Annotated in this window: 25 protein-coding genes; 9 read left to right on the forward strand and 16 right to left on the reverse strand. The window is 48.3% G+C overall.

Annotation, left to right across the window (positions count from 1 at the left end):
• Window positions 1–193: 193 nt before the first annotated feature.
• A complete protein-coding gene (locus C7B65_RS04680; RefSeq protein WP_073069879.1) occupies window positions 194–2824 on the forward strand; it encodes a DUF3352 domain-containing protein in 2631 nt (876 codons plus the stop codon).
• Window positions 2825–2835: 11 nt separating this feature from the next.
• Here the strand turns inward: C7B65_RS04680 and C7B65_RS27640 are convergent, their stop codons facing one another.
• The 5 genes from C7B65_RS27640 to C7B65_RS04700 form a co-directional block, all read right to left on the reverse strand.
• Window positions 2836–2988: a DUF5615 family PIN-like protein gene (locus C7B65_RS27640; protein WP_181314333.1), complete on the reverse strand. Its 153-nt coding sequence runs from the start codon at window positions 2986–2988 to the stop codon at window positions 2836–2838.
• Between the two features lie 3 nt (window positions 2989–2991).
• On the reverse strand, window positions 2992–3333 hold the full coding sequence (locus C7B65_RS04685; protein WP_223257295.1) for an efflux RND transporter permease subunit: 342 nt from the start codon (window positions 3331–3333) through the stop codon (window positions 2992–2994).
• Between the two features lie 107 nt (window positions 3334–3440).
• Window positions 3441–4205 carry a class I SAM-dependent methyltransferase gene (locus C7B65_RS04690; RefSeq protein WP_083582724.1) on the reverse strand — a complete coding sequence of 255 codons (765 nt, stop codon included), beginning with the start codon at window positions 4203–4205 and terminating at the stop codon, window positions 3441–3443.
• A 433-nt stretch (window positions 4206–4638) separates the two neighbouring features.
• Window positions 4639–5412, reverse strand: a complete 774-nt coding sequence (locus C7B65_RS04695; RefSeq protein WP_073069880.1) for an ABC transporter permease — start codon at window positions 5410–5412, stop codon at window positions 4639–4641.
• Window positions 5406–6335, reverse strand: a complete 930-nt coding sequence (locus tag C7B65_RS04700; RefSeq protein WP_073069881.1) for an ABC transporter ATP-binding protein — start codon at window positions 6333–6335, stop codon at window positions 5406–5408. Before C7B65_RS04700 ends, C7B65_RS04695 begins: the two co-directional genes overlap by 7 nt.
• A gap of 269 nt (window positions 6336–6604) precedes the next feature.
• Here C7B65_RS04700 and C7B65_RS04705 point away from each other — a divergent pair, with 269 nt between their 5' ends.
• The 3 genes from C7B65_RS04705 to C7B65_RS04715 all read left to right on the forward strand — a co-directional run bounded on the left by C7B65_RS04705 (window position 6605) and on the right by C7B65_RS04715 (window position 8945).
• A complete protein-coding gene (locus C7B65_RS04705; RefSeq protein ID WP_073069882.1) occupies window positions 6605–7144 on the forward strand; it encodes a phycobiliprotein lyase in 540 nt (179 codons plus the stop codon).
• A gap of 745 nt (window positions 7145–7889) precedes the next feature.
• On the forward strand, window positions 7890–8102 hold the full coding sequence (locus C7B65_RS04710) for a DUF2811 domain-containing protein (protein WP_073069883.1): 213 nt from the start codon (window positions 7890–7892) through the stop codon (window positions 8100–8102).
• Between the two features lie 45 nt (window positions 8103–8147).
• The gene (locus C7B65_RS04715; protein WP_073069884.1) at window positions 8148–8945 is read left to right on the forward strand and encodes a RecB family exonuclease; all 798 of its coding nucleotides are present in this window, start codon (window positions 8148–8150) and stop codon (window positions 8943–8945) included.
• Between the two features lie 225 nt (window positions 8946–9170).
• On the opposite strand, the gene C7B65_RS04720 is transcribed toward C7B65_RS04715, so the two are convergent.
• The 5 genes from C7B65_RS04720 to C7B65_RS04740 form a co-directional block, all read right to left on the reverse strand.
• The gene (locus tag C7B65_RS04720) at window positions 9171–9689 is read right to left on the reverse strand and encodes a hypothetical protein (protein WP_073069885.1); all 519 of its coding nucleotides are present in this window, start codon (window positions 9687–9689) and stop codon (window positions 9171–9173) included.
• Window positions 9690–9753: 64 nt separating this feature from the next.
• A complete protein-coding gene (locus C7B65_RS04725) occupies window positions 9754–11580 on the reverse strand; it encodes a serine/threonine protein kinase (protein WP_073069886.1) in 1827 nt (608 codons plus the stop codon).
• A 239-nt stretch (window positions 11581–11819) separates the two neighbouring features.
• Window positions 11820–13409 carry a glycoside hydrolase family 3 protein gene (locus C7B65_RS04730; RefSeq protein ID WP_073069887.1) on the reverse strand — a complete coding sequence of 530 codons (1590 nt, stop codon included), beginning with the start codon at window positions 13407–13409 and terminating at the stop codon, window positions 11820–11822.
• A gap of 318 nt (window positions 13410–13727) precedes the next feature.
• Window positions 13728–14126, reverse strand: a complete 399-nt coding sequence (rbfA, locus tag C7B65_RS04735) for a 30S ribosome-binding factor RbfA (protein WP_073069888.1) — start codon at window positions 14124–14126, stop codon at window positions 13728–13730.
• 102 nt (window positions 14127–14228) lie between these two features.
• Window positions 14229–14426 carry a DUF751 family protein gene (locus C7B65_RS04740; RefSeq protein WP_073069889.1) on the reverse strand — a complete coding sequence of 66 codons (198 nt, stop codon included), beginning with the start codon at window positions 14424–14426 and terminating at the stop codon, window positions 14229–14231.
• A gap of 36 nt (window positions 14427–14462) precedes the next feature.
• Here C7B65_RS04740 and C7B65_RS04745 point away from each other — a divergent pair, with 36 nt between their 5' ends.
• A complete protein-coding gene (locus C7B65_RS04745) occupies window positions 14463–15311 on the forward strand; it encodes a DNA adenine methylase (protein WP_073069890.1) in 849 nt (282 codons plus the stop codon).
• Here the strand turns inward: C7B65_RS04745 and C7B65_RS04750 are convergent.
• From C7B65_RS04750 to C7B65_RS04760, 3 genes are read right to left on the reverse strand one after another with little or no spacing between them, the layout of a single operon-like run.
• Window positions 15308–15973: a class I SAM-dependent methyltransferase gene (locus C7B65_RS04750; RefSeq protein ID WP_073069891.1), complete on the reverse strand. Its 666-nt coding sequence runs from the start codon at window positions 15971–15973 to the stop codon at window positions 15308–15310. The genes C7B65_RS04745 and C7B65_RS04750 overlap by 4 nt on opposite strands.
• 34 nt (window positions 15974–16007) lie before the next feature.
• Window positions 16008–16214 (reverse strand): DUF6887 family protein, encoded by a 207-nt coding sequence (locus C7B65_RS04755; RefSeq protein ID WP_073069892.1) that lies wholly within the window; start codon window positions 16212–16214, stop codon window positions 16008–16010.
• Window positions 16215–16232: 18 nt separating this feature from the next.
• Window positions 16233–17159, reverse strand: coding sequence for a metallophosphoesterase family protein (locus tag C7B65_RS04760; protein ID WP_073069893.1), 927 nt, complete (start codon window positions 17157–17159; stop codon window positions 16233–16235).
• Between the two features lie 118 nt (window positions 17160–17277).
• On the opposite strand from C7B65_RS04760, the gene C7B65_RS04765 reads away from it, so the two are divergent.
• Entirely contained in the window at window positions 17278–18312 is a 1035-nt protein-coding gene (locus C7B65_RS04765) for a hypothetical protein (RefSeq protein WP_073069894.1), read from the forward strand.
• Here C7B65_RS04765 and C7B65_RS04770 read toward each other — a convergent pair.
• The 3 genes from C7B65_RS04770 to C7B65_RS04780 form a co-directional block, all read right to left on the reverse strand.
• The gene (locus tag C7B65_RS04770; RefSeq protein WP_073069895.1) at window positions 18309–18995 is read right to left on the reverse strand and encodes an N-acetylmannosamine-6-phosphate 2-epimerase; all 687 of its coding nucleotides are present in this window, start codon (window positions 18993–18995) and stop codon (window positions 18309–18311) included. The genes C7B65_RS04765 and C7B65_RS04770 overlap by 4 nt on opposite strands.
• Window positions 18996–19077: 82 nt before the next feature.
• Complete coding sequence (locus C7B65_RS04775; RefSeq protein WP_073069985.1) at window positions 19078–19629, reverse strand: hypothetical protein; 552 nt, start codon at window positions 19627–19629, stop codon at window positions 19078–19080.
• A gap of 395 nt (window positions 19630–20024) precedes the next feature.
• Window positions 20025–21686 (reverse strand): CTP synthase, encoded by a 1662-nt coding sequence (locus C7B65_RS04780; protein ID WP_073069896.1) that lies wholly within the window; start codon window positions 21684–21686, stop codon window positions 20025–20027.
• Between the two features lie 153 nt (window positions 21687–21839).
• On the opposite strand from C7B65_RS04780, the gene C7B65_RS04785 reads away from it, so the two are divergent.
• The 3 genes from C7B65_RS04785 (at window position 21840) to C7B65_RS04795 (ending at window position 25263) form a co-directional block, all read left to right on the forward strand.
• Window positions 21840–23621, forward strand: coding sequence for an N-acetylmuramoyl-L-alanine amidase (locus C7B65_RS04785; protein WP_073069897.1), 1782 nt, complete (start codon window positions 21840–21842; stop codon window positions 23619–23621).
• 30 nt (window positions 23622–23651) lie between these two features.
• Window positions 23652–24344, forward strand: a complete 693-nt coding sequence (locus C7B65_RS04790; RefSeq protein WP_073069898.1) for a response regulator transcription factor — start codon at window positions 23652–23654, stop codon at window positions 24342–24344.
• 205 nt (window positions 24345–24549) lie between these two features.
• Entirely contained in the window at window positions 24550–25263 is a 714-nt protein-coding gene (locus C7B65_RS04795; protein ID WP_073069899.1) for a PHP domain-containing protein, read from the forward strand.
• Window positions 25264–25672 lie beyond the last annotated feature (409 nt).

The raw sequence follows: 25672 nt of genomic DNA on the forward strand, positions 1-25672 counted from the left end.
GCAAAAATTCAATGGCTCTCAAGGACAAGTAAATGATGGCCCTGCGATCGTCAGTCTTACGAATCTTCTTCACTCTGGCGTACTATACGGAGATAGATCTGTCTAAATTGAGTCCATTCTCTTTCTGAGACTGTTGCATTTGCGGCTCACCTGTACGGACAAAACTTTACTATTGCCATTCATACTTACGTTTATGTCGCTCCGTCGAACCCTACTGCCTGCTCTATCTGCTTTGATTTTGGCTCCCAATTTTGCTTTGGCTGAAACGGTTCCAAATTCCGTTGCCAATCTGCTGCCTAGTGATACGGCTGGCGTGTTGTTGATCAATACTGAAGCAAAAACGTGGGAAGAGCTCAGTCGCTTCGGATTATTTCCCGCCGATTTTTCCTTTCCTGGCAGCTTCTATCCAATTCAGGCGGGGCTTAACTTTTCCACAGATATTCAGCCCTGGCTGGGAAATCAGGTCGCGATCGCGTTTCTCCCCCTCAAATCGCATCCCGATCGTTCGCTCACCATTGCCTCAGTCAAAGACACTACGCTGATTCCAAAGTTTTTAGAGCGACTGAAAGCAGCCCGAAAAGAAGCCGCGATCGAGCATAACTATAAAGGCATTACGATTCTAGAATGGCAGCCCAAAAAGCCAACCGTTACTCCCTGCGAAAAAGAGTCTGAACAGAAGCCTTGTTCTGAAGCACTTCGTCAACCGTTCGTGCTGGGTGATATCAGTCGGTCTTTCTCGACTGCCGCAAAGCCCGATGCTCTGACAGTGCCGCTGCCTCATTTGCCCACTCCAGAGAAGAATGCAGGCATCGAATCGCCATTTGCGCCCAAAGGTTTGGCGATCGCGATTCTTCCAGGCTATGTCGTGACAGCGTTTACCGTCGAGCCAATTCAACAACTGATTGATGCTCAGGGGTTGGGCAAACTGGCCGATAATCCATTGTTTCAGCGCACGATCCGGCAACCACAATTTCAGCGATCGTTTTCTGGTGAATCTGCACAACCGCTGATCACAGGTTACGGTGATTATGCTCAAATTCTGACCGCCGCCACCACATTTAATCAAGCTCAAATCAATGCTCTGCCGCCTGGGTTTCCCATTCCTCCCAAACTTGACCCCGAAAAGCTTGATGTTTTGGGGCGCTATTACGATGTGATGGATGGCTTTGTGTGGGCGCAGCCTGACGGGCTGCATATGCAAGTTGGCATCCACTTCAAGCAAGCGGTTCCACAGTCATTGCTCAACTCCATGACAACGCGCAATCAAATTTTAGACCGACTGCCAGAGGTGAACTATGTCGCTTCTAATGGTCAGAATTTAGCGCTGTTTTGGCAAGTTTTCACCACAGGGTTAGAGTCCGATCCTTCGACTAAGAAAGGATTAGATCAGTTTCGTCAATTTAGTCAGCGCTTAGTTGGACTCGACGATCGCGACATCTTCCCCTGGATGAACGGCGAGATTGCAACGTTTATGTATCCGACTCGTCAAGGCTTTCTGCCAGCCACGTTTCCCAATCTAGATTTGGGGTTTGGCTTGATGATTCAAACTCGCGATCGTGCCGCCGCCGAAGCCGCTCTCAGCAAGCTCGATCGCGTGGCTCAAACTCGCATCGACAAAGATCTGGTCAACACTCGCACCATTCAAGGGCAACCCGTGACCACTTGGAACGTGCCTGCTAACGGCAAAACGGTGAGTCTTCTTTCCCATAGTTGGGTTAATAAAGATACCGTCTTGATTCTCGGTGGTGGGGGAACGATGACAGAATTTGTCCCTAAGCCACTGCGATCGCTGCCTCAATCTGCCAACTTTAAAGCAGCGATCGCTCCGTTCTCAAACGCGAACTTGGGTTATTTCTACGTCAATGGTGGAGCAGTGATGTCGCTGGTCAATCGCTCGATTATGCCCTTCTTGAGTGGAGGCAAAAAAAATCCTGGGCTTGATGCAGTTAAGGAATCTTTGGGCAGCATTCGCAGCCTTAGCGGTGCCAGTTCGGTGACTTCTGAGAAAGTGCAATCTGAAGGGTTTATGGCGTTGGCGACTACTCGCAAGACTCCTTTAACGGCGAGTCAACTCATTGAGCTAGGGCAAACCAAACTAGAAGGAGATCCAGAGGGAGCGATCGCTAACTTCACTCGCGCCATCCAACTAGACCCCAACAACGCAGAGGTTTACTATAAGCGCGGATTAGCTCGTTCTCTTACCGATGTCAGCGCTGCCATTGCCGACTACACCCAAGCACTGCGAATTGATTCTAAAAGTGTCAAGGCTTATTTGGAGCGATCGAGTGCCAGAGAGCGACTCTTTGATTATGTCGGAGCCCGTCAAGACCTTGACCAAGCCATTCAATTAGTGCCAGATGATGACGAGTTTTACCTGAAACGCTCAAAGGTTCGCATCGTGCAGGGAGACTATCAGGGCGCGATCGCTGACGCAAATCAAGCCATTCGGCTTGAGACTAACAGCAGTCAGGCTTATGGCACTCGGTGTTATGCTCGTGCCCGTGGGTTGGGCGACTTTAAAGGAGCATTAGTCGATTGCGATCAGGCGATCGCGCTAGACCCTGAATCGCTCACTAGTTTCACGAGTCGCTGTTATGTTCGGGCTAATTTAAACGACAAAAAAGCGCTAGAAGACTGCGACCTTGCTCTAGAAATTGACCCCGAATATTCAGCAATCTATGAAGATCGCGGACTTGCTTATGCAGCACTGGGCAACAAAAAGGCGGCGTTAGAAGACTTACAGAAGGCGGTTGAGATCTTTAAACAGCAAGGAGATATTGTGAGTCAGCAGCGCGTTGAGAAAGCGATCGAGAAGTTGAGCTAGTTAAAACTGAGCTAGACTCTGGCGCTTGTTTTAGCTGCTTCCATTACCTCATTATCTGGTCTGCCTCGCAGTCCAATATCGCGCACATCTTGTGCTGAAAAGCCGAGAGTTGCAATCTGCGGAGCTAGGGAGCGAGGCATATTTTCATCGACCAAAATATTCAACGCTTAAGCTCCCAGAGGCACGACTTCTGTTTGTTTCACTAAGTCGGTAGCATAGGCAAGAGCGGCTTCTACCTGTCTTTTGGTCAGTTCATATTCTTGCATTACAGCGAAATACAGCAAGACTGAGATGACTGCAAAAGCCGCGAGTCCAGCAATAATTAACGTTTGAGTCGCTTTTTCCTGAGCTTGGAACTGCCCACCCAATTCGACATAGTAACCGCTGGATAATTTAACTGATTTGACGCGATCGCGCACCTCTTTAATCACTGATCCTAAGTCTCGCCCGGATACATTTGCCGAAACCACAATCAAACGAGAGACGTTCTCTCGATTAATGGTACTCAAACCTTCACCCTAAACGACTTTGGCGACTTGGGAGGCTTAATAAAGCCAGAATTTTTGTCAGGGCATGGCACTGCCATGCCCATTACTTTCGCAAGATTATCGATCGTCTAAAGCCGTTTCAGAGCGAGAGTTAGCCCATCAGAGACAGGTAACAAACTGATCGTAACTCGTGGATCGCGATGCACTTTTTTGTTTAAAGCACGAATTGCGACTGTAGAGGCATCCTGTTTCTTAGGTTTTGCCACATTTCCAGACCAAAGCACGTTATCAATGGCAATTAAGCCACCAGGACGAACCAGTTGCAACGATCGCTCATAATAGGCATCATAATTCTCTTTGTCGGCATCAATAAAGGCAAAATCAAAGGTGTTGGCATGTCCTTCGGCTAAGAGCCGATCGAGAACATCGAGAGCCGGGGCAATGTGAAGATCGATTTTTCGATCAACCCCTGCTTTTTGCCAATAGCGGCGTGCGATCGCCGTAAATTCTTCGCTGATGTCGCAGGCAACAGTTTTGCCATCAGCCGGAAGTGCAAGCGCAACAGCTAGGGTGCTGTAGCCTGTGAAAACGCCAATTTCCAGAGTTTTCTTAGCGCCCATCAGTTGGATCAGCAGGGCCAACAATTGCCCTTCTTCTGGAGCGACTTGCATCATGCCTGCTGGAAGTTGAGCCGTTTCTTGCCGCAGTTGAGCTAAGATGTCTGGCTCTCGCAACGAGACAGATTGCGCGTAGGCATGAAGCCGATCACTCAGCCCTAAAGACTTGCTCGATCGATAAGTCTTTAGTCCTAAAAACGACAGAACTTTAAGCAGTCGTTGACGAAGACCCAATGAACGGATTTGCTGCCGAAATCCAATAGAATCGCTAACCATTTCAAGTGCCTCAACTTTTCGGTGAACCAAAACCGGGCAATACTGTCTACTGAGTCTGGTTGAGATAGGCTCATCGTCGTCTTCATGTCATGTTCTAGGGTTAGAACTGAATTAGGGAATCGTAATCTACTTTCGTCAGATTTATCAGTGAAACCTCTGAGAGCTTTATCCAATCAATATATGCATTCAGCCTATTATGAGGCAACAATCAAGAAGGCAGGCGGATTGTAAAGCAAGTTTGAAGAGAAGAAGGCTTCACAGAACCTTAAAGAAACCGTGACTCTAACCAAGTCGCAACCTTGAGCATGTGACCAGCGAGAAGTCTGCGATCGCGCACAAGGGGTCTGCTGTGTAAATCCAGTAACCGTTTCGTAGCGCAGTCGTCTCGACTGCAAGCAGGCAAGATGCCTGCCCTACGGTTATTGAAGGGTAACTAATATCCTCCTAGTCTGCCTCTGCGTTTAGTCTCACGTTCAGCAAATCGAAAGAGGGTTAGCCCCAGCCCAAAATAAATGCCTCCATTGAGCCAAGCCAAACCCAACTGAGGCAGATTGAGGGGCTGTTGCCGTGCCATCACATCTCGCAAAAGTCCCGCTCCGGTAGTCATCGGCAGCAGCAATCCCAACACTTTTGACGAACCTGTCCAAGTTTCAGTCGGCACGGTTAGCAAAAATAGCAACGCAAACTGAAAGATCCCTAATAGCTGCTGGATGCGTTTTAGCAATAGCGCTAGAGACCCGATCGCGAATGACAATCCGTATGCGCCCAATATCACAGCGATTAATGGCAAAATCAACGTTGGAGGAAACGATAACCAACGCCCCGTGAGCGACATAATGATCAGCAAAATTGTGGTGATCAAAATAAACTGAATCATCAAGTTTGCGATCGCGCGGGTCAAAAAGACGCGAGGTGCCCCAAAGGGCGAAATAAATAGCTGCTCCAACGTTCCGGTTTGCGCCTCGTTTTGCAGCGTTCCGGCAATGTCAAATAGCACGAATGTGACGAGCGTCCACAGCATATAGCCGACGATAATCGAGTCGAGGCGATCGCCCAATTTAATGCTTGGCCCTGCGACATAGGTGGCACCGAGGAACAAGCCATAAAACAGCGCACTGATGATAAAAATGCCCCCGATCGCTTCGGCTGGGTAGCGAATAAACTGAATCCAACTGCGCTTGACTTCTGCTAAAAATAATTTCAACACGGTGACTCTGATTGATTTTGAATGAGCTGTAAAAAGACTTCGGTCAGGTTGGCTTGCTCTTTTTCGACGCGGATTAGGGGCAGCGGTTGGAGAATGTGCAAAACTTCGTACAAGATTTCTGTCTCTCGGATTAGGATCGTTTTTTCGTTGACGATCGCGCCCAAATTCTGAATTTTGCTGACGCGATCGCGATCGATTTCTTGCTCTAATTCCACGACATAAGCGCTGCCAGAAAATCGTCGAATTAGCTCCTCAGTGGATTCTTCAGCAACGATCGCGCCTTGGTTAATAATGGCAACGCGATCGGAGAGTTCTTCTGCAATATCTAATTGATGAGTCGTTAGTAGAATGGCTCGTCCTTCGCTGGCAATTTCTCGAATCAGACGTTTTACTGTTTGAGTGGCTTCGACATCTAACCCCAAAGTCGGCTCATCTAAGAGCAATAACTGAGGCTCGTGAATCAGGGCAACGGCGATCGCAAGTTTTTGCTGCATTCCTCGCGATAAAGTCTGGACAGGCGCTCTACGTTTGTGAGATAGCTCAAATCGCTCTAAGAGATCTCGTCCGCGTTGCCGTGCCACTTTCTGGCTCAAGCCTCGCAATACACCGAAGTATTCTAAATTCTCGATCGGAGTCAATCGCCAATAGAGATTACGGTTGCCTTCTAAGACGGCTCCCAGCGATCGCAGCGCCTGAGCCTCTCGGTGAGGATTGAGTCCATTAATTTTCACCTCACCCCGATCGGGCAAGATTAACCCCGCAATCATCTTGATTGTGGTTGTTTTTCCGGCTCCGTTAGGCCCTAAAAATGCCAGCACTTCTTGCTGGGCGATTGCAAATGAGACATCTCGCACTGCTGTGGTTAGATGCTTGCGGGACGATCGATAAGTTTTTTGGAGGTGTTGAACCTCAAGTACTTGCATGAATCTGAGGGGGATAAGTGAGTCAGGTGAACCGTGAGGGAAGCGATCGTCACAACAAGCGAAAAAGTTCTCTCATTGCTGAACTATTCCTCATAATGACAGAGACAAAATCACCATCTAAGGGGAAACACTCACTTGAGTTTGTGTAGTATATTAAAAATTGTAACAGGACAGGTGTAGTAGTCCACAAAAGTGCTGATCAAAGCACTGCTTAAATTTAACGGATGGCTGATTGCTAATCGACATCCACTCTCTTGAGGAGCACTCTCGTGAAAACATCTTTGCAACTTCAATCTACGACGAGCGAATCTTTAATTGCCGCGTTCTTTCGACAGTCAGCGGGTGAATGGCGTTCTGAACGGCGCTATTACACCTTGCCCGACGGCGAACCCAAAGAGATGGTTAGCCTGGTCAAGATTCGCTTTTTAGAGCCGGGATGTCTGGAACTTCGAGAGCTTGCTCGACTTCACAAGTTATCTGACGAAGCCGTCCTGACCTGCGGAGCCGCTGTAACTTGGGATAGTGAAAACTCGGTTTCGGGTAAGAAAGAGTCAAAAGGCTCGACGCTGTTTGGCGTGTTAGGAACGACTTTATATCGCGATCGCGGGTTTGCCACCCCAAAACCCGTGACGGCTGAGTTTTATTTCACCAACCCTGAAACGCTGTGTCTCAAAACGGAATATAGAGACTCGGTGTTTGAAGAAGAGTTAAAGCTGGTTGGCACCAAATATCGCACTCGTCAAACTATTATTTCTCGTGCAGGTGAACAGCAGATGATTGGTCAATATTTAGAAAAGCGCATTTGTTAATCTAATAACTAGCCTGACACTTTTTAACCGATCGCCCAGACAAAAATGTCTGGGCGTTTTGATGTCTAAATTTAGTCGATACCCCACTAGCCCGATCGCTTGTACTATGAATCACAGGCTTTAGATCAGGAGAAGTTTCATAGACTTTTCTCACGCTGTTGAGTAAGAACAAAATTACGCAAAAGACCCGTTAGAGAGTAAAGCCTATCAGGATTCCCTAACAATTTTAAGAAACTTAGGTTGCTCTACAGAAAACCTAAAAATGTTACAAAACTTTACAATATTCACTCTTTTCCCCAGCTATTCCACATTCATTCCACAGATGTTTAAAGCCTTTTCCCCAGCTTTTCCACACCCTTGTAAAAGTTATCCACAGGAGATCGGCTTCTGATCGGCTTGATCGGTTCACCTGTGGATAACTCGATCGCTCCTGTCAACTTCTGCGAAAAATCGAGTTATTTATGAAGCTATGTAACAAAAAAGAGCCTGAAAGCCTGATTCCATCGTTGATAGTTTTTTACTCTTAACTGGTTCTTTAACTTCCTTAACGTTGTAATTTTGAGGACGATCGCGCAAGATATAGCGACTGACCTGAAGCACTCAGACCTTCATCAAACTCACCCCCTACAAAAGATAGAACGGTAGGAGAGAGGCTTGAGAGGCGCAAGTTTCTGCTACGCAGATTTGTTCTTGAAGAGCAGGTTTTCCCATTCATTCCCGTCACTCATTCACAAAGAGGTTTGTCATGGATAGCAACATCAGCATTTTGGTCGAAATTCCTGAATCTCTACACCAATCGTTTATGACATTCATTGAGGCGCGACCCGATTGGGATCAAGACCGTGTGTTTTCGGCAGCGCTCTCGTTGTTTTTGCTGCAAAACCGGACGACTAACGATCGTCAAACTGCCCGCATCTATCTTGACTCTCTTTTTAAGCGCACCGTCGAGCCAGTTTAGTTTCCGACCGAATCCCTACCACCCTGTCACTGCGATCGCTGGGCTATGACCTACCAAATTTCTGCAACCAAACTCCAGGCTTATAATCGATGCCCTTATGCTTATTATTTGCGCTATGAGAGACGGCTAAGTTCTAACGAATTTTTTGGCTCTGCGGCGCTAGGGTCTGCACTGCATCAAGCTCTTGCAAAATTTCATCGAGATTGGCACTACAACGACCCGATTCCAGACCTGCGCTGGGTCTATCGATGCTGGGATGATAACTCCGCTGGGTTAACCACCAATCAGATTCTAGAAGGCAAAGACATTCTAGAGGGCTATTATCAAAAGTTTGTCGCCGGAGAATCGTCGCTACGGCAACCGTTGGCAGTCGAAGGAAAGATTCACGCTTATTTGCAAGTCGAAAATCTAGAATTTTGCATCACGGGACGCTATGACAGAATCGACTACTTAAGTGACGGCTTAGAGCTAATTGACTATAAGTCGAGCCGAGAGTTTAAAGTGCCCGAACCCCATGAAATGGATCTGCAAATCGGGCTATATTACCTAGCGCTAGAGCAGACCTATCAAAAAAGCCTGAAGTACCTGAGTCTGCTGTTTTTGCGAACGGGAGAAATGGTTCGCTTCCGCGCCACCCGCAAGCACAAAAAGCAGGTGCAGAAGGTGATTTCCGAGTTAGCAGTGCGTCTACGCGAAGATCACACCTGGGAGCCAACCCCCGGCAAACAGTGCGATCGCTGCGCCTATGCTCGATATTGCCCGGCTGTCACCCCTGAGCCAACGCCCCTACCCGCGTCTCTAGGTGCCTCCCCCGAATTGCAGCTTGCCTTGAGCTTGAACTAGTTCGTCAATTTGCCCAGGAGGGTCTCTGAATGCAACCGATGAGATCGATTTATAACGCTTTTTAACGTCAGTTCGCTTCGTTCTTCAGCGCTTCAGCCCCCTAAATCCCCATTCTGGGGGACTTCAAGCCCAGAATTGAGGTTCAAAGTCCCCCAATTTTGGGGGATTTAGGGGGCACCCCGGATCGGCAACCGTAGCGAAAAGCTTCATCGAATTCACGTCTTTCTAACTCTTTGCCAAATAGCGTAAGACGCGCTCCTCGACGCGCTTGCCGTTAGGGAACTCAATTCCTAGCACTGGGTTAGGAATCTGAGACATGGGCATTTGCAGCACGTAGGTATAGCCCTTATTTTTGAACTCAAAATAGCGCATTTGACGAGGGTTATAATTCGTGGCTTCCAGGTTTAGAACGCGGTTGTGATGGTGACGATCGCGACTTCGATAATAACGGGGCTGAGTGTGATGATTTGGGTCTGAACAAATGTAAACCAAAAAACTTTTGGTTTCGGCGTAGGTCATAATGCCCCCAGTACCACGACAAGTTCGGTCTTCCTTCAACTCTTTAAGCGAACCTACTTTTAACGGTTCGCTTTTTTCTTTGAGATTCTTTGGGGTCGAGACTTGCTGGGTGATTTCTGGCTGAAAAGCAAACGACACGGGACTTTGGTTTGCATATAAAGCCGTCAACGTGCTGATGGCGATCGCGCCCACCATGCCCAGCCGCTTGTTTTGATCAAAATTCATTGTCGCCTCCTCTTAAAACTCACCCCTTTATATAGTGACAATCTCTATCAAAAGTGCAAACAAATCAACTCCCTAACTTGACATAAATTTGGTAGCCGATAGATTCAGTCGCTTGAGAAGCGATTACCAGTTCGTAGCTGCCCGTTTTGTTAATTTTCGTTGACCACGACTGACCAGAAGAATTTTGCAGTAACGGCGGTGCCTCTGGAAACGGGAATATGGATAATTGAGTCGCACGATCGGGCGCTTTGAGCGCAACTTGCAGAGTCTGACCCTGATTGACCCGCACGACGTAAACCTTTCCCTGTCCCGGCTTTAAGGTGTCTTGGTCGTTAAAGGGTTGGGTGCTGATTCGCTTCAAGGCAGATTTGTCGCGAAAGGCACTCACTTGATCATGAGCGATCGCATACCAAACCTGTCCAAACTTGCGCGGGTTTAGCGGCTGACGCTGCTGTGGGAATAAGTAGCTAAATCGGGCATCGGTTAGGGTTGAGAGCGATCGACCACTCACTTTTAATTGGTTGACTTCGGTTAACCAGCCGTTATAACTGGCGCGATTGTAGCGACCCAGGTTGCTTCGAGCTTCTTGACTCAGGGTTTCCAGCTTTTTTAAGACTGTCTTAGCTAAGGCGTTCCATTCCGCCCGAAACTGATTAGCTTTAGGGTCTGTGTCTAAGCTGCGGTTTTGCAACTGAGGGTGCTGGGCGTAAAACAACTCATCCACTAAATCAGTGAACACGTTAAACGAGATGCCTAATCTTTTGCGATCGTCGCGCAAGGATTCCTGAGTTTTCTGCTCATCTTCGTTATTTTCAGAAGGTGAGAAATTCTGTGCAGCAGTGGTTCCTGATGGTTCAGGTTTCAATAAAGATAGAATCCTCCAACTTGCGATTCCGGTTAACCCAAAGAACACAGACACCAAAATCAAAAACGATAGATCTTGCAAAATCCGAGGTTCAGGAAGTTCCGAAGCAGAGGTTTGAGTGACTTTTGATTTTTTGGATTTTGAGGTTTGAATTTTAGAATTTGAATGCTTCTCTTGATCTTTGACCGCAAGTCTTCTCAATGCCTGAGCAACTTTTCCTGGGGTTGAATATCGCCTAGCAGGATTTGGTGACAACATCCGCTCTAAAACTTGAGCAAATTGCGGACTAACGATCGCCCATTCTTGCCAAGACCAGCGCTGAGTTTTGTCGTCATAAAGTTCTTCCGGCTCTCGCCCTGTGAGCAACACCACCGCGATCGCTGCCAGGGCATAAAAGTCACTATCTCGTGCTACCCGATCGCTCAATCGCTGCTCTAAAGGCGCATAGCCCCAGTTACCCACTTTGCTGTGAGAAGTCAACTGCAACGTTAGCGCCACGTCTCGCACTAGCCCAAACTGAATCAAGACAGGTAACTGATCAGACGATCGCAGCACGATGCTATCGAGATTAAGGTTTTGATGAATGATCTCATGAGCGTGAAGGTCGCTCAATACAGGCAACACCTTCAACAGCAGATTCAGCACTTCTGTCTCTGAGAACACATAACCTTGCGCCAACCGTTGATTGAGTAACGCTCGATAAGTGTAGCCATCCACATAGTCTCTAACCCCAAATAAGCGGCGATCGGGTTCGTCCGCAAAAGCAGGGTGGACAATCATCACCCGAAATCGCGGAATTTGAGGATGGTGTAATTCTGCCAGCAGGCTGACTTCTTGCTGAAAGCGTTCTCTTAATGCGTCTAGATCATCGGTTTTAAGGGGAATAAATTCTTCTAGAACACAGCGTTCGTGCGATCGTTTTAAGTCTTCTGCAACATAAGCCCATCCATAGTCTCCTTGTCTAAGCGCCTCAATGATTCGATAGCGATTGTGCAGCAGAGTGTCTAATGGAATTGGAGATGGCATAGCAGTTTAGTAATAGTGAAAGTACTCCAATGGCTGATTTTTTGATGAGGTAACGATTTCAAATAAGAACTTTTGTACTAATCTAACATTAGTAATTAGCTTAGAATCAACTTTTTGCAGAAAATCAAGATTTTTCGAGCATTACGGCAGCTTTTAAGACGCTGTTTTTGGAGTATTAAGCGCTCAAGTTGTGACTGATTGAAGTGCCTAATGTTGTAAGAACCCGATCACTCGTGTCCCTATTTATCTTGAGAAAACAACGCAGTTAGCGAGATCGCTTGGGCGAGTTGCATTTGCCCATAGCTAAAAACATAGGGCACCGTTGACGGCAAAAATGGCAAAAATTGCTCTAACACATAGGGACTGCCATAGATAATTAAGGCTTGTAATTGCTGAGATTTAAGCAAATGATCAAACCAGTTTTGAGCAGTTTCTGTCAACCCAGCGCTGCCTCTAAACGGGTTTCCTCGAATAAACAATTGCAGCAGCGTTGGACACAAATGGGTCGAATTTGAGTCAAGCAAAATTGTCGGCGTGTATCGATCAATCACTTGAACTTGAGTAAACCCAAACTGACGGGGAACTGCGATCGCAGGTGCAGTTCGTCCTAAAAAGTCACAGTCGATGCCATCATCAATCAAAATTAAATTTCGTCCATTTTTCTCAGGTAAATGATCTAGTCGTGACAGAGTTGGATGATAAACCCGCATCGAGTCTTGCAAGATTTTGGTGTTGGTCGCGATCGCTTCGGGCTGTGCAAGAAGCGACAAAGATTGTGTTTCTGAAGGCAAGACTTTGAGTTTGGCATCCCAAATGCGCTCAACTGATGCGCGAATGCGATCGGGGGAAATCCGTCCTGCTTTGACTGCTGCACAAACTGCATGAATTGCGCGCTCTGGGTGAAGAGGCATTAACAAAATGTCGGCTCCCGCTTCGACTGCCAAAACTGCTGACTCGTCGTTGCCATAGCGGTTAGCGATCGCGCCCATAATTAGCGCATCCGTGACAATCAAGCCTTCAAATCCCAATCGTTGCCGAAGTTCTGCGGTGAGAACTTGGGGCGAAAGAGTTGCCGGATAGCGATCGTCTAATGCCGGAATCTGAAGATGAGCGCTCATCACCGCATCAACGCCCGCTTGAATCGCTGCCTGGAATGGGGGAAGTTCGACTTGTTCGAGTCGGGCGCGATCGTGCTGCAAAACGGGCAATTCCAAATGAGAATCTACCGCCGTATCGCCATGACCCGGAAAATGTTTCGCGGTGGTTAAAACTTTGTGAGACTGTGCGCCTCGAATAAACGCAGTTGCCAATTCGCTAACAATTTCTGTGGTTTCCCCAAACGCCCGGACATTAATCACCGGATTGGCTGGGTTGTTGTTGACATCCACGATCGGAGCCAGCACCCAATTTAGCCCGATCGCCACCGCTTCTTGGGCAGTCACGGCTCCCATTTGCTCGGCGTAATCACAGGCAAGCGGTAAATTGAATTGAGCGATCGCATTCAGTGCCATCGGCGGCGGAAACCAGGTTGCCCCTGAAAATCGTTGCCCGACTCCTTCTTCAATATCGGCAGAAATCAGCAGCGGAATCTTTGCCCAGGCTTGAAGTTGCTGAGTCCGCAGTGTAATTTCTCCCGCACTGCCACCCAACAAAATTACGCCCCCGACTCCTAAATCTTCGAGAAGATGACGTAGCGTTGTTGAATTTGCTTCCCAGAGCGGATATTGAATTTGATGGTCAAACAAATAGCCAGACGTTCGCACGACGACCATTTGAGCGACCTGCTCAATTAAGGTCAGTGAGTCAAGATTGGGCAAAGAAGACAGCATAGATAGACGGATTGACGATCGTCATTCATTATCGTCTGTCTTCTTGGGAACGTGGATTTATTAAGGTGTAATTTCTCGCCCTCGCCCTGTCCCTAAAAAGTTACGGTGCACACAAGTCTTTGTCGCTGCGATTCAGTCGGCTTCAGCCCCCTAAATCCCCCATTCTGGGGGACTTTGAGCCAAAACTCCAGCTTCAAAGTCCCTCACTCGTGGGGGATTTAGGGGGCAAAAGTTTCGGCGAGAACAAATCGGAAAACTTTTGCAGGCTATTAATTCACGATCCTTAGCGGTTGTGACAACCCGATCTGGTTCAACAAACTATTCTTCAGCCGAAACCGAATCGCCAGCCAGATCGTCAGGCTTGCGTTCTCGACTCAGCCGACTAATCAGATTGAGAACGTTGTCACCTCGTTCTAGACCCTGGTCTTCGACAAAAATGATTTCAGGGGTGCGGCGCAACCGAACTCGACGACCCAACTCGCCGCGCACAAAGCTAGTTGCCGACTTTAGCCCCGCCATCGTTTCAGTTTTGGCTTCGGCTGATCCATAAATGCTCACAAAAATCTTGGCGTGTTGCAAGTCGCCAGAAACATCTACATCCGTCACACTCACCATGCCAGTGCCGATGCGATCGTCTTTGATGCCATTGACTAGCATCTGGCTAACTTCGCGTTTAATTTGCTCTGCAACACGAGCCATGCGCCGATCTGTAGCCATTATCTCTTGTCCTTTCTGTGCGATCCAGACTCTCATACTAGCACCGTGTCTTCACGAGGCATCAAGCCAAAGGTGGATGAACAATGCTCATCCACCTTTTGTTTAGCTAAATCCCAACATCGCCTTTAGCGTAAAGCTGAGACAGGCAAAGGCAGCGACGAAGAAACCCACGATCGCGATCGCCGTCACAGGTTTTTTAAACAACGGGACGATCGGCGAAAACACATTCAAAATCACGCCCAAAATTACGCCGATCAAAAAACGGGGATATTTAGAAACAGTACTCCAAAGGTCTTGCATAGCTTCAATTTGCGAATTCCCTTTTATGATAATTGAATGATCACACAAATTCGTGCCACATCTCCTCGCCCGTTTCTTAAATGGGTGGGTGGAAAAAATCAACTGATTCAACAATATCTCCCTCATTTTCCAGAGAGTTATCGTCGCTATTACGAGCCGTTTGTAGGGGGAGGGGCGATTTTTTTCCGCTTACAGCCTCAGCAATCTTTTCTCGCTGACATCAACATTGAGTTGGTCAATGTCTACCGATGTGTCAGAGAACAGGTCGAAGAATTAATCACGCTGCTAGAAAACCATCAAGCGCTGCACGGGCAAGAACATTTTTATGCAGTACGATCGCAGCCCACAACCTCTGATGACTGGTTCCTCGAAGGCAATAATTTAGAACGAGCCGCGCGGCTAATTTATCTCAACAAAACCTGCTTTAACGGTCTTTATCGAGAGAATTCTAAAGGACAGTTTAACGTGCCGATCGGCAGCTATCAAAAGCCAACAATTTGCGATTCAGATTTACTTCGAGTTGCGTCTTCGGCGCTGCAATCTGCTCAAATCGAACGGAGTTCTTTTGACGCGGTTTTAGACCATGCCAAAGGTTCTGAAGATTTTGTTTATTTCGATCCGCCTTACTATCCGATCAGTTCGACGAGCAAGTTTACGAACTATAGCCGCTACTCATTTAGCGAAGCCGATCAAATTCGCCTTAAAGAGGTGTTTGTTGAACTGAGCGATCGGGGCGTAAAGGTCATGCTTTCTAACTCTGATTGTCCCTTTATTCGAGAGCTTTTTAACGGGTTTAATATTCATACCATTAACGCGAATCGCAACATTAACTGCAACACTGAAAAACGAGGAAAGATTACGGAAGTGTTAGTGACTTCTTACTAAAATTCTGCTCGACGATGATGCACTCGAAACCGTCGTGCAGATGTATCTTTCTCGTAATAATCTTCAAACGTCACCTCGTGCAAACCCTGATTTTGAAACGCGCCTAGCTCCTCGCGAGTCAAGGGAAACGGAACAGTTTCAGCAGGTTGATCAGCATTGCGTCCACGACAAATAATCAGCAGTGATCCAGCACGTTTGACCAATGCCGCGACGTGGGGAATCGCCCGATCGCGCACCTCTTTCGGCATCGCTTGCAGGGTGTAAGACTCCAGCACAAAATCAAATCCACCTTGCCAAGTAGCCGGAACGTTGAACAAATCAGCGACTTGATAAGTCACGGCTGAGTCAGGAAAGCGCTTTTGACACCAGGCGATCGCGGTCGGAGAAATATCAAATGCAGTTACCTCAAATCCCAACTGTGACAGGGCTTCAGCGTCGTCTCCTAAACCACAGCCGATGACGATCGCTCGTTTACCTGTGCCCGTGATCTGCTCTCGTTCTAGCCATTCTGCCAGGTTAGGATTCACCGTCATGTCTGCCCAAGGCACCGCTTTTTCGTCTCCGGCGGCAGTCTCATATAGCCGCTCAAACCAGCCCAAGGGATCACCTTTCTCGATAAATTCCTTAGCAAGTTGCTTTGTTCGATTTCTAATCGGTTCCACAGAGTTCTGATTTCACTCCTCAGTTTGAAACTTTCTAGCTGGATCTTGACGGAATCTTTCTAATAATAGGTGGAAAGTTTTGAAAATCATCTAGCGATTTCGGCGCAGGGAAGATTTCTGTAGGAGGTTCAGCATTCACTTTATCCATGTAAGCGTAGAATGCTGCATCATTACTGCGATGAGCAAGCATATAAGCCTTCAACTCTTTTCGAGTCATTGCCTCAAAATTAGGCTGAGTCATAAATTTCAACTAGAAAGATTAAGCAGACTTAATCGGAACAATACCCCGATCGAACACCTGATAATCTGTTCCGATGCCTTGAATTTCTAGACGATCGTTATATACCTCGACTCCAGAAAAGCCAAATCGCGATACGGCGTATTCTGTCCACTGCGATCGACCTACCGGGCGCAAGTGAGCGCCGCCAATGCCCGTAATCAGATAAGTTGTGCCATCAATGGAACGAGTTCGCTCATAGTTATGCTCGTGACCGTTGATATAAAGCTGAACGCCATGTTTTTTGAAGATCGGCGTTAGCAGAGAAACCATTTCTTGGTTAGTGCCATATTGTCCTGAAGAATAGATCGGATGATGTCCATAGACAATTTTCCAAGGTGCGGTGCTGCCGCTCAACTCTTGATTTAACCAGGCAAGTTGCCCCTTCCAATCGGCGTTGGTGTTGGTATCTAAAACAAAAAACTGCGCCGACTTTTCACGATAGGTATAGCGCCGCCCATCCATGTTGTATCCGGCATAGCGCAGTTGCAACTCGCCGTTTTGACTCCGAATATCATGATTTCCCAGACAGGCGTGAAACTTGACTCCCTGCTTCAGCAACGCTGCATAAGGCTGCTCAAACACCGCCCCAATTTTCTCCATTTCGCCATTGGTGTAGATATTGTCACCCGCCAACACCGCCAGCGAATAGGGATTTTGCTGATAGTAACGAGTCATCGCCTCCGAGACAGCGTTCTGATTGCGATCGCCCGCTCCTACATCGGCAACCGCCACAAATCGCAGCACTAGATTTTTTTGAGTAGAGGGCACGATCGCAGTCTTTGCCCCAGCATTGAGTGGGTAGTTTGCCGATTGAGATGATTGCCCGATTAGGGTTTTTCCGATCGCAGTCAAACCTAGACCACTCAACCCACCCACGATCAGAAATTTGCGGCGTTTTAAGCTCATAAGTCTAAATTATGTGAGAGAACAAAGATTAGCGCAAAATGGTAAATTGATGCTCGTAAGGTGGCACCCGTTGCAAGTGACTGTGCCCATTGTTTGTGCCGCCTCAAAGGAGATTTGTATGCCGCAAGACGAACCCAATCAGTCAGACGAGACAGAATTGCCTCAGCCCAGTGTGGCACAGTCCCCCACTTCTGAGCAAACGGGCATCCAAATTCTTCCTTGGCTGCGATCGGTGAGCATCCGATTATTGCGAACCACCGTTCAGGGACTCGAAGGCACGATCGCCAAGCTAGAAGCCGATACTTCGACCGGGGCAACGTTGCCCATCTCGCCCAAGCTTCAAACTCAGATGCGATCGCTGTGGGAACGCATAGGGTCGCTGCTCAAAAAGTTTTGGCAATGGTTTGTGCCCGTTTGGGAAAAGCTTTTGACCCAAATTAGAACTCGACTCCCCGAAAATCTGAGTCAGAAACTCAACGATCGTGCCCTCTCTAGCGTCGTTGCGAGTCTTCTGATCGTTGTGCTGTGGACGACTTCTAACCTGTTTGCGTCTAAACCGCCGACCAAAGTTGCGATCGCGCCCCAACCTGCTCAAAAAACGATCCCTGTTTCCGAACCCGCTTCTAAACCCATTCAGCCAGATTTTGGTAGCCCCGCTCCACAACCGATTCCGACCGAGTTGACTGCCCCCGAACCGGAGAAACCTGCCCCCACGATCGCATCTCCCGTTGCTGAACCCATTGCCCCATCTCCTCCCGTTGTCGAACCTGCGCCTCCGATTGAAGAACCCGCCCCTGAGCCAGAGAAGCCTGCACCGCCTGTTATAGAACTCACCCCAGAGCAGAAATTGATCGCTTCGATTCAAGATCAAGTCGTCACTGTTGCTGATCCCTATTCCAGTGGGTTAATTGAAACGATTAAGCCCAACTTCAACAGGAGTCGTTTGAGCGTTTCAGTCGGCGATGATTGGTATGGGTTGAGTCGATCGCAGCAAGACAAACTCGGTGACGAACTGTTGAAACGCTCTCAAGAACTCGATTTCAGCAAGTTAGAGATCACAGATGCTCAAGGGACACTATTGGCGCGCAGTCCGGTGGTTGGCTCAACAATGGTAATTTTGCAGCGCAAGGCAGACGCACCGGAAACGGTTTAATCAGCCAACACTGAGCGATAAGCTTTCACCTGCAAATCAATGCCTGTAATTGCCGTACCTACCACTACAGTAGTTGCACCTAGCTCGATCGCGTGTCTCGCCATTTCTGGAGACGCAATTCCCCCTTCACAAATCACCGGAATTTTTAGAGTTTTCACCATTTGAGTCAGCAGGTCGAATCCTGGTGGCGAGAGGTGTTGAGTCTCAGCCGTGTAGCCATAGAGAGTGGTTCCGACACAATCGGCTCCTGCCTCAACTGCTGCGATCGCCGCCTCTAACGAATCGACATCCGCCATCACAGGTTTGTTTAAATCTGTGTGAATCTGAGCAATTAACTCGGCAACCGTTGCGCCATTGGGTCGATCGCGGAGTGTGGCATCGATCGCAATCACATCTGCGCCCGCTTCAGCTATCTTTGCAGCATGATGAAACTGAGGCGTAATGTAAACGTCGAATCCTGGGATCTTCTGCTTCCATAAGCCAATAATTGGTTGATCGAGGCGCGATCGGACTGCCGCTACATGCGTTGGCGTGTCGATTCTCACCCCGGCTGCCCCTTGATTAACGGCAACTTGCGCCATTGCAGCAATTACGGCTGGCTCATGCAGAGGTGAGTCTACCGGAGCCTGACACGAAACCACTAGCCCCCGAAGGCTTTGAATAACCTGAGAAAAATCAGTCATTCTCGAAACTCCATTCTCCGCACAGGCATAATACCAGGCTAGACAATTTCTGGCTCTGAATACTTATATCTATGAGAGGTGCTTATTGGCCTTTGGCTGCTTTGACGTTGCTCAAGGCAGACTGACTGATGGCTCTCCAGTCACTTTGCTCGTCGTAGCTGCTTCTCACTAACTCAGACCCGACAAACATCCGACAAAACAGCACACTTTCGTCACTGCCTGGTTGAGGCGCGATCGTAATCGGCATCCGCAGTTGCTGGGGAGTCAAAAGAGCAACGGATGACAGCAACCCTTTTGAGAAGTGAGAATCATAGCCAGACTCGACGCAATAGGGACGATCGCCCTTGATAAATGCCTGAAGTTTAATCACTTCTTTGCCTCTGCGCTCGACTTTCTCAAATTTGAGTTCTTCGAGATAACCTGTCAGTGCAGACTGCTGAACGGGGGAAACTTCTCCATCACGGATGGTATACCAGGGGCAGTTATTAGAGCGGTTGGCATAAATCCACAAAGTGCTAGGAGTTTCGACAAGTCCGAGTTTGGGCTGTTTGAGTTGGTCGAGAATCTGACTTAACAGCGCGTTTTGCTGGGCGAGTGCGGCTAGTAGTTGGGCGGTTTCAGAGATGGTTTGCATGATTGATTCTTTCTGAGGGGTTGAGCGATTGATGGCTTGACTCAATCGTTTTTATAGGACATGTGTTCTATAAGTCTATTGTTTTATCAGTGGACTGTCAGCCAGTTTGGGCACGATCGGGCTACAGATTAACGTGAGTTCGACGAGTTTTTTCACTTCGTTGTCAGCGGCTTCTGCCCCCTAAATCCCCCAATTTGGGGGCCTTCAAGCCAAAATTCCGGTTCAAAGTCCCCCAATTTTGGGGGATTTAGGTAGCTCTCCCGAATTCATCATCGGAGTGAATCACTTCTATACAATTCACGTCAGATTAGCCTTCTAGCAGCCCACTTATCCTCATGATAGATTTCCCCAGAAATCGTAAATTCACCCTGTCTCAAACCCTGTGATTTTCACCCTCAGACTTCTGTGAACGCGATCGCCGGAGTTTCTAGATGAGCCTCTAGATCTGACCTTACAAGCGACTTTTCAGCGACAGCCGCTTGAATGAACCCTTTAAACAACGGATGAGGCTTGCTGGGTCGCGATTGAAATTCTGGGTGAAACTGGGTCGCCACAAAGAAAGGATGTTCAGGAAGCTCAATGATCTCGACGAGTCGCCCATCCAGAGACGTGCCGCTAATCACATATCCGGTCTCTAAAAACAGGCTGCGATATTGATTGTTAAACTCATAGCGGTGACGATGCCGCTCATAAACAACTTCTTCTTGATAGAGATTGAAAGCCACCGTGTCGGGGGTCAAGCGACAGGGATAGAGTCCGAGGCGCATGGTGCCGCCCAAATCTACAACGTCTTGCTGTTCGGGCAACAGGTTGATTACTGGGTTTTTGGCATCCGGGACAAACTCAGCGCTGTGAGCCTCTTCTAAACCAGCCGTGTTTCTTGCCCACTCAATTACCGAGCACTGCATCCCCAGACACAAGCCTAAAAAGGGAATTTTCTGGGTTCGGGCATAGGTGATTGCCTCAATCTTGCCATCGACTCCCCGAATGCCAAACCCGCCGGGCACGACAAGTCCATCAATGCCTTGCAGATAGGCTTCTGCGCCGTGTTCTTCAATGTCTTCAGAGCTAACCCATCGCAGTTGCAACTCGCTGCCGTTGGCGATCGCGCCATGTTTCAATGCTTCCACGACTGATAGATAAGCGTCACTCAAGCGGACATATTTGCCTACGATCGCAATCTCGACTTTTTGAGTCGGACGGTAAAGCCGCTCGACCAGCGTGTGCCACTTCGTTAAATTGGGGGCACGTTGCTCTAATTGCAGCAGGTCGATCGCTTGCGTAGCGAGTCCTTCTTTCTCCATGATCAGCGGCACTTCATAAATGCTGGCGGCATCTTGGCAAGTGATCACACATTCGACTGGCACGTCGCAAAACTCAGACATTTTTTCTTTAATGCCAGTCGGAAGCGGACGATCGCAGCGACACACCAAAATATCGGGCTGAATGCCAATCGATCGCAATTCCTTAACCGAGTGTTGGGTGGGTTTGGTTTTCATCTCTCCCGCCGACGGAATCCAGGGCACTAGCGTCACATGCATGTAGATCACATTTCGCCGTCCAACCTCTTTACGAAATTGACGAATTGCTTCCAAAAAGGGCAGCGACTCAATATCGCCGACGGTGCCCCCAATCTCGACCAGCACTACATCAGGATTGGTGTTGTTAGCAACGCGCAAAATTCGTTCTTTGATCTCGTTAGTGATATGAGGAATCACCTGCACGGTGCCCCCGTTATATTCGCCGCGCCGCTCTTTATAAATGACTGACTGATAAATTGAGCCAGTGGTGACGCTGTTGAGACGAGACATCGGTGTGTCTGTAAATCGCTCATAGTGTCCCAAATCGAGGTCGGTTTCAGCCCCGTCTTCGGTCACAAACACCTCCCCATGCTGGAAGGGACTCATCGTTCCGGGATCGACGTTGATGTAGGGGTCGAGTTTGAGAATCGAAACGGAATAGTCGCGCGATTTGAGCAATCGACCTAAACTGGCTGCTACGATGCCCTTGCCAATACTAGAGACAACGCCACCTGTCACAAACACAAATTTAGTCATAAAACCTGAAGGGCAGAAACGCAGATAACCCGTTCATTTTGACACAGGGATCTAGTGTGCGGATGGGTGATTGGTCATTGATCAGCAACAATTCTATTAACGCGGTGTCTTTGCTTTAAGATAGTCACTTCTCACGCTCCTCTTAACTCCTCTATGCAACGATTTCTAGGGCTGGCATTTTTGATGGTGCTGTTGGTGGCGCTGCCGACTTGGGCAAGTCAGCCGTTGGCAGTGGCTTATCCGCCTGCTGATCATCAAACGACAGCCGCGCAAATTTTTTTGATTGGCACCGCTCCGATCGCAGGTTCTGTCTCGGTAAATGGTCAAACGATCGATCGCAGCCCGGCCGGACATTTTGCCCCTAGTTTTCCATTGCAGATGGGAGAAAATTTGTTTTTACTGCGCTACCAAACGCAAGAACTCAACATTAAGGTGACGCGCAAATCGACAGAACCTGCTGCACCAGAAGGATTAGCGTTTGGTCAAGATTCATTAACGCCGATCGCAGATATCGCCCGATTGCCAGGAGAGTTAGTTTGCTTTGGGGCCATAGCGCCTATAAATGCAATGGTTTCGGTCAAACTTGCGGATCAGATTATTCCGCTACAGCGTCAAACCGCGATCGTCACTTTGCCCGAAAATTCTGGTGTTTTAACAGGATTGACTCAACCCAGCAGCGCCAATGGATCAGGACAGTATGCGGGATGCGTCAAGGCTGACGCGACTGGAGAGCTAGGTCAGCCTCAATATCTCCTTAATGTGAATGGAGCCAGCCTCGCTCAAGCGGCTCCTGGAAAGGTCTATATTCTGGCTCCTGCCCAGCTAGAAGTTGCTGAAGTGAGGGCAGATCAAGGCGTTGCTCGAACAGGAGCCAGCACCGATTATTCTCGCTTAACCCCTCTCCCAAAAGGAACTCGTGCAACTGTGACGGGGCAGGAAGGAGAATGGCTACGACTCGATTATGGGGGATGGATTAAGAGCAGTGAAACTAAAATTGTCGCGAGTTCGGTGCCTGTGCGATCGTTAATCCGCGGAGTCACATCTCGTCAAAAAGCCAACTGGACAGAGATTCTCTTTCCGCTGCAAGTGCCCATTCCGGTCACGATTCAGCAAAGTAGAGACACGTTTGTTTTGACGCTCTACAACACGACGGCTCAAACCGACACGATTCGTCTTAGCAGCAATCCGTTTGTCACCTTTTTAAACTGGCAGCAAGTCGAACCCGGCAAAGTCGAATATCGGTTTTCCCTCAAATCGTCTCAGCAGTGGGGCTATAAGCTGCGATATGACGGCACAACGCTCGTTTTGTCTCTCCGAAATCCGCCGCAGATTACTCCAATCAAAAATCAAAAATCTCTCACAGGTGTACGGATTTTGCTCGACCCAGGGCATGGCGGGCCCGAAGATTTGGGGTCAAGAGGGCCGACGGGATATCCCGAAAAAGATGTCGCGTTGATTACCTCAAAACTGGTGCGATCGCATCTCATTCAGCGCGGTGCAACGGTCTTGATGACTCGCGAAGCAGACGTGGATTTGTTGCCCAACGATCGCGCCGCAATGATTCAAAAAATGGAGCCAGCGATCGCCATTAGCCTCCACTACAACGCGCTGCCCGATGATGGCGATGCAATCAACACTAAAGGCGTTGCAGCATTTTGGTATCATCCGCAAGCCCATGATTTGGCGGCATTTCTGCATGATTATTTAGTGAAAAAGCTCGATCGACCTTCTTATGGCGTGTTCTGGAATAATTTAGCGTTAACCCGTCCCACCGTTGCCCCATCTGTCTTGCTAGAACTGGGCTTTATGATTAACCCTCTCGAATTTGAGTGGATCACAAACCCGCAAGCGCAGCAAAAATTAGCCCTCACCTTAGCCGATGGAATTACAGAATGGTTAGTGCAAAATCGTGAGCCGATCGCCAACAATCACTAGAATGATAGAAAACACAAGGGAGCGCAATTGATGCCAGGGCAACTAGTATTGGTCGATGATGAACCTGGACTTCGCGAGGCAGTGCAAGCCTATCTCGAAGACAGTGGCTTTGCGGTCAACACGGCAAGCAACGCTAAAGAAGGCTGGGAACTGGTTCAGCAGAAACTACCCGACTTGGTGATTACCGATGTGATGATGCCCCAAGTCGATGGCTATCAGTTTCTTAAGCAACTCCGAGAAGACCCCAGATTTCAATCGCTGCCTGTCGTATTTCTAACGGCTAGAGGCATGACGGGCGATCGCATTCAAGGCTATGCGGCGGGCTGTGATGCCTATCTACCCAAACCCTTTGACCCTGACGAATTGGTGGCGATCGTGACTCGCTTGCTCAAACAGCGTGAATCGCTCAAAGCATCAGGTGGAAGCGGTGAAACGCCCGATGTTGCAGATATGGCACGTCAGATTGCAGAAATTAAAGCAATTTTGACTCAGAGAGGTGCAATTGTTCAATCGAATTCTTCAGTCAAGCTTGACTTTACGCCCAGAGAGCAAAGCGTTTTAGACCTCGTAGTAGACGGTCTGATGAATAAAGAAATTGCTCGTCGCCTAGAAACGAGCGTTCGCAATGTCGAAAAATATGTCAGTCGTCTGTTTACTAAAACTGGCACCAACAGCCGAACGGAGCTAGTTCGATTTGCGCTAGAGAATGGTTTAATAACGTGAACTAAAGACTGAACAAGTTGTAATTTAAAGGGTGTTGCCGAATGCGGGGATGAAATGGCTGTAGGGGTAGCCCCCGGCGGGCAACCACGGGGGGATTGCCCCTACCTAATCATCCCGCTATTCAGCAACGCCATTTAAAGACTTTCTTCAAATTCGTTATAGTGACGACAAGTAACAAAATAAGCCAATTCACTTTTGAGGCGCTATGGCTGCTAATCTTGCGACCGTTTCAACATCTAAGAAGCCAGCAGCGCAGGATGGGGCGGCACTCAGGCAGGTTTTCGGATCGATCGATGCTGAGAGTTGTCCGCACGTCTATAACTTCCACATGCACACCAATCACTCCGACGGGCAGTTGCAGCCTGAGTTGTTGATGCAGCAAGCGATCGCGCTATCACTCACCGGGTTTGCGATCACTGATCACCATCGGGTGAGCGGTTATCAAGTCGCGCAGCAATGGTTTGATCACTGGCGAAATTCTCCTGAAGCGGTGGGCAAACCGATTCCTCACCTGTGGGTCGGTGCTGAAATTACGTCCCAATTAATCGGAACTGAGGTGCACATTTTGGGCTTTGCGTTTGACCCAGAGCATGGCGCGATCGTGCCCTATCTACAAGGCAATGCACCTCAAGGCGAAGCGGCTCAGGCGGCTCAGGTCATTTCTGCCATTCATCAAGCGGGCGGTTTGGCAGTGTTGGCGCACCCAGTTCGCTATCGACGATCGCCCAATGATTTGATTCCGGCTGCGGTCAACTGCGGCATTGATGGAGTAGAAACTTACTATGCCTACAATAACCCTAAGCCTTGGCGAGCCAGCCCCAGCGAAACTCAGCGAGTTCGACAGTTGAGCGATCGCCATCATTTGCTCAACACCTGCGGCACTGACACTCATGGGTTGAGTTTGCTGCAACGAATTTGAGCTTGCGGCTAGGGTCAAAAATAAAGGGCAGAGGCCACTTTAATGAGGTCTCTGCCCTTTATTATGAGAAGTTTCAGATAAACCATCGGAATTTGTTAACTAAAGTAAAGGATTTTCATTTAGCCCATCTACAAAATGATCTGGCTTTTCCTTCTTACTTTAAGGTTTGCCGAGCCAATTAGTTCATTTGAGAGATCAGTGCGATAAAACTAATACAAGTTATAGAGAGTAACACAACCATTCCGATCGACTGACCGAGGTGTCTTTGAGAGGATTGCATAACGTTACCTTAATCATGTTTGGGAATCATCACAGAATATCAGGCTTCTCTCATCTTCCTGTAAAAACGCAACGTAACTTAGATTTGCTTAAACTATCTTAAAGATTCACTCATGTTGATGAGGTTTTT

Origin of the sequence: Phormidesmis priestleyi ULC007 (assembly GCF_003003695.1) — a bacterium.
Taxonomy (GTDB): domain Bacteria; phylum Cyanobacteriota; class Cyanobacteriia; order Leptolyngbyales; family Leptolyngbyaceae; genus Phormidesmis_A; species Phormidesmis_A priestleyi_A.

What these genes read in the sequence shown, in the direction of transcription:
- C7B65_RS04680 (WP_073069879.1), top strand. Translation starts at nt 194, where the DNA reads ATGTCGCTCCGTCGAACCCTACTGCCTGCTCTATCTGCTTTGATTTTG.
- C7B65_RS04690 (WP_083582724.1), bottom strand. Translation starts at nt 4,205, where the DNA reads ATGGTTAGCGATTCTATTGGATTTCGGCAGCAAATCCGTTCATTGGGT.
- C7B65_RS04700 (WP_073069881.1), bottom strand. Translation starts at nt 6,335, where the DNA reads ATGCAAGTACTTGAGGTTCAACACCTCCAAAAAACTTATCGATCGTCC.
- C7B65_RS04710 (WP_073069883.1), top strand. Translation starts at nt 7,890, where the DNA reads ATGGATAGCAACATCAGCATTTTGGTCGAAATTCCTGAATCTCTACAC.
- C7B65_RS04715 (WP_073069884.1), top strand. Translation starts at nt 8,148, where the DNA reads ATGACCTACCAAATTTCTGCAACCAAACTCCAGGCTTATAATCGATGC.
- C7B65_RS04720 (WP_073069885.1), bottom strand. Translation starts at nt 9,689, where the DNA reads ATGAATTTTGATCAAAACAAGCGGCTGGGCATGGTGGGCGCGATCGCC.
- C7B65_RS04725 (WP_073069886.1), bottom strand. Translation starts at nt 11,580, where the DNA reads ATGCCATCTCCAATTCCATTAGACACTCTGCTGCACAATCGCTATCGA.
- C7B65_RS04730 (WP_073069887.1), bottom strand. Translation starts at nt 13,409, where the DNA reads ATGCTGTCTTCTTTGCCCAATCTTGACTCACTGACCTTAATTGAGCAG.
- rbfA (WP_073069888.1), bottom strand. Translation starts at nt 14,126, where the DNA reads ATGGCTACAGATCGGCGCATGGCTCGTGTTGCAGAGCAAATTAAACGC.
- C7B65_RS04740 (WP_073069889.1), bottom strand. Translation starts at nt 14,426, where the DNA reads ATGCAAGACCTTTGGAGTACTGTTTCTAAATATCCCCGTTTTTTGATC.
- C7B65_RS04745 (WP_073069890.1), top strand. Translation starts at nt 14,463, where the DNA reads ATGATCACACAAATTCGTGCCACATCTCCTCGCCCGTTTCTTAAATGG.
- C7B65_RS04755 (WP_073069892.1), bottom strand. Translation starts at nt 16,214, where the DNA reads ATGACTCAGCCTAATTTTGAGGCAATGACTCGAAAAGAGTTGAAGGCT.
- C7B65_RS04760 (WP_073069893.1), bottom strand. Translation starts at nt 17,159, where the DNA reads ATGAGCTTAAAACGCCGCAAATTTCTGATCGTGGGTGGGTTGAGTGGT.
- C7B65_RS04765 (WP_073069894.1), top strand. Translation starts at nt 17,278, where the DNA reads ATGCCGCAAGACGAACCCAATCAGTCAGACGAGACAGAATTGCCTCAG.
- C7B65_RS04770 (WP_073069895.1), bottom strand. Translation starts at nt 18,995, where the DNA reads ATGACTGATTTTTCTCAGGTTATTCAAAGCCTTCGGGGGCTAGTGGTT.
- C7B65_RS04775 (WP_073069985.1), bottom strand. Translation starts at nt 19,629, where the DNA reads ATGCAAACCATCTCTGAAACCGCCCAACTACTAGCCGCACTCGCCCAG.
- C7B65_RS04780 (WP_073069896.1), bottom strand. Translation starts at nt 21,686, where the DNA reads ATGACTAAATTTGTGTTTGTGACAGGTGGCGTTGTCTCTAGTATTGGC.
- C7B65_RS04785 (WP_073069897.1), top strand. Translation starts at nt 21,840, where the DNA reads ATGCAACGATTTCTAGGGCTGGCATTTTTGATGGTGCTGTTGGTGGCG.
- C7B65_RS04790 (WP_073069898.1), top strand. Translation starts at nt 23,652, where the DNA reads ATGCCAGGGCAACTAGTATTGGTCGATGATGAACCTGGACTTCGCGAG.
- C7B65_RS04795 (WP_073069899.1), top strand. Translation starts at nt 24,550, where the DNA reads ATGGCTGCTAATCTTGCGACCGTTTCAACATCTAAGAAGCCAGCAGCG.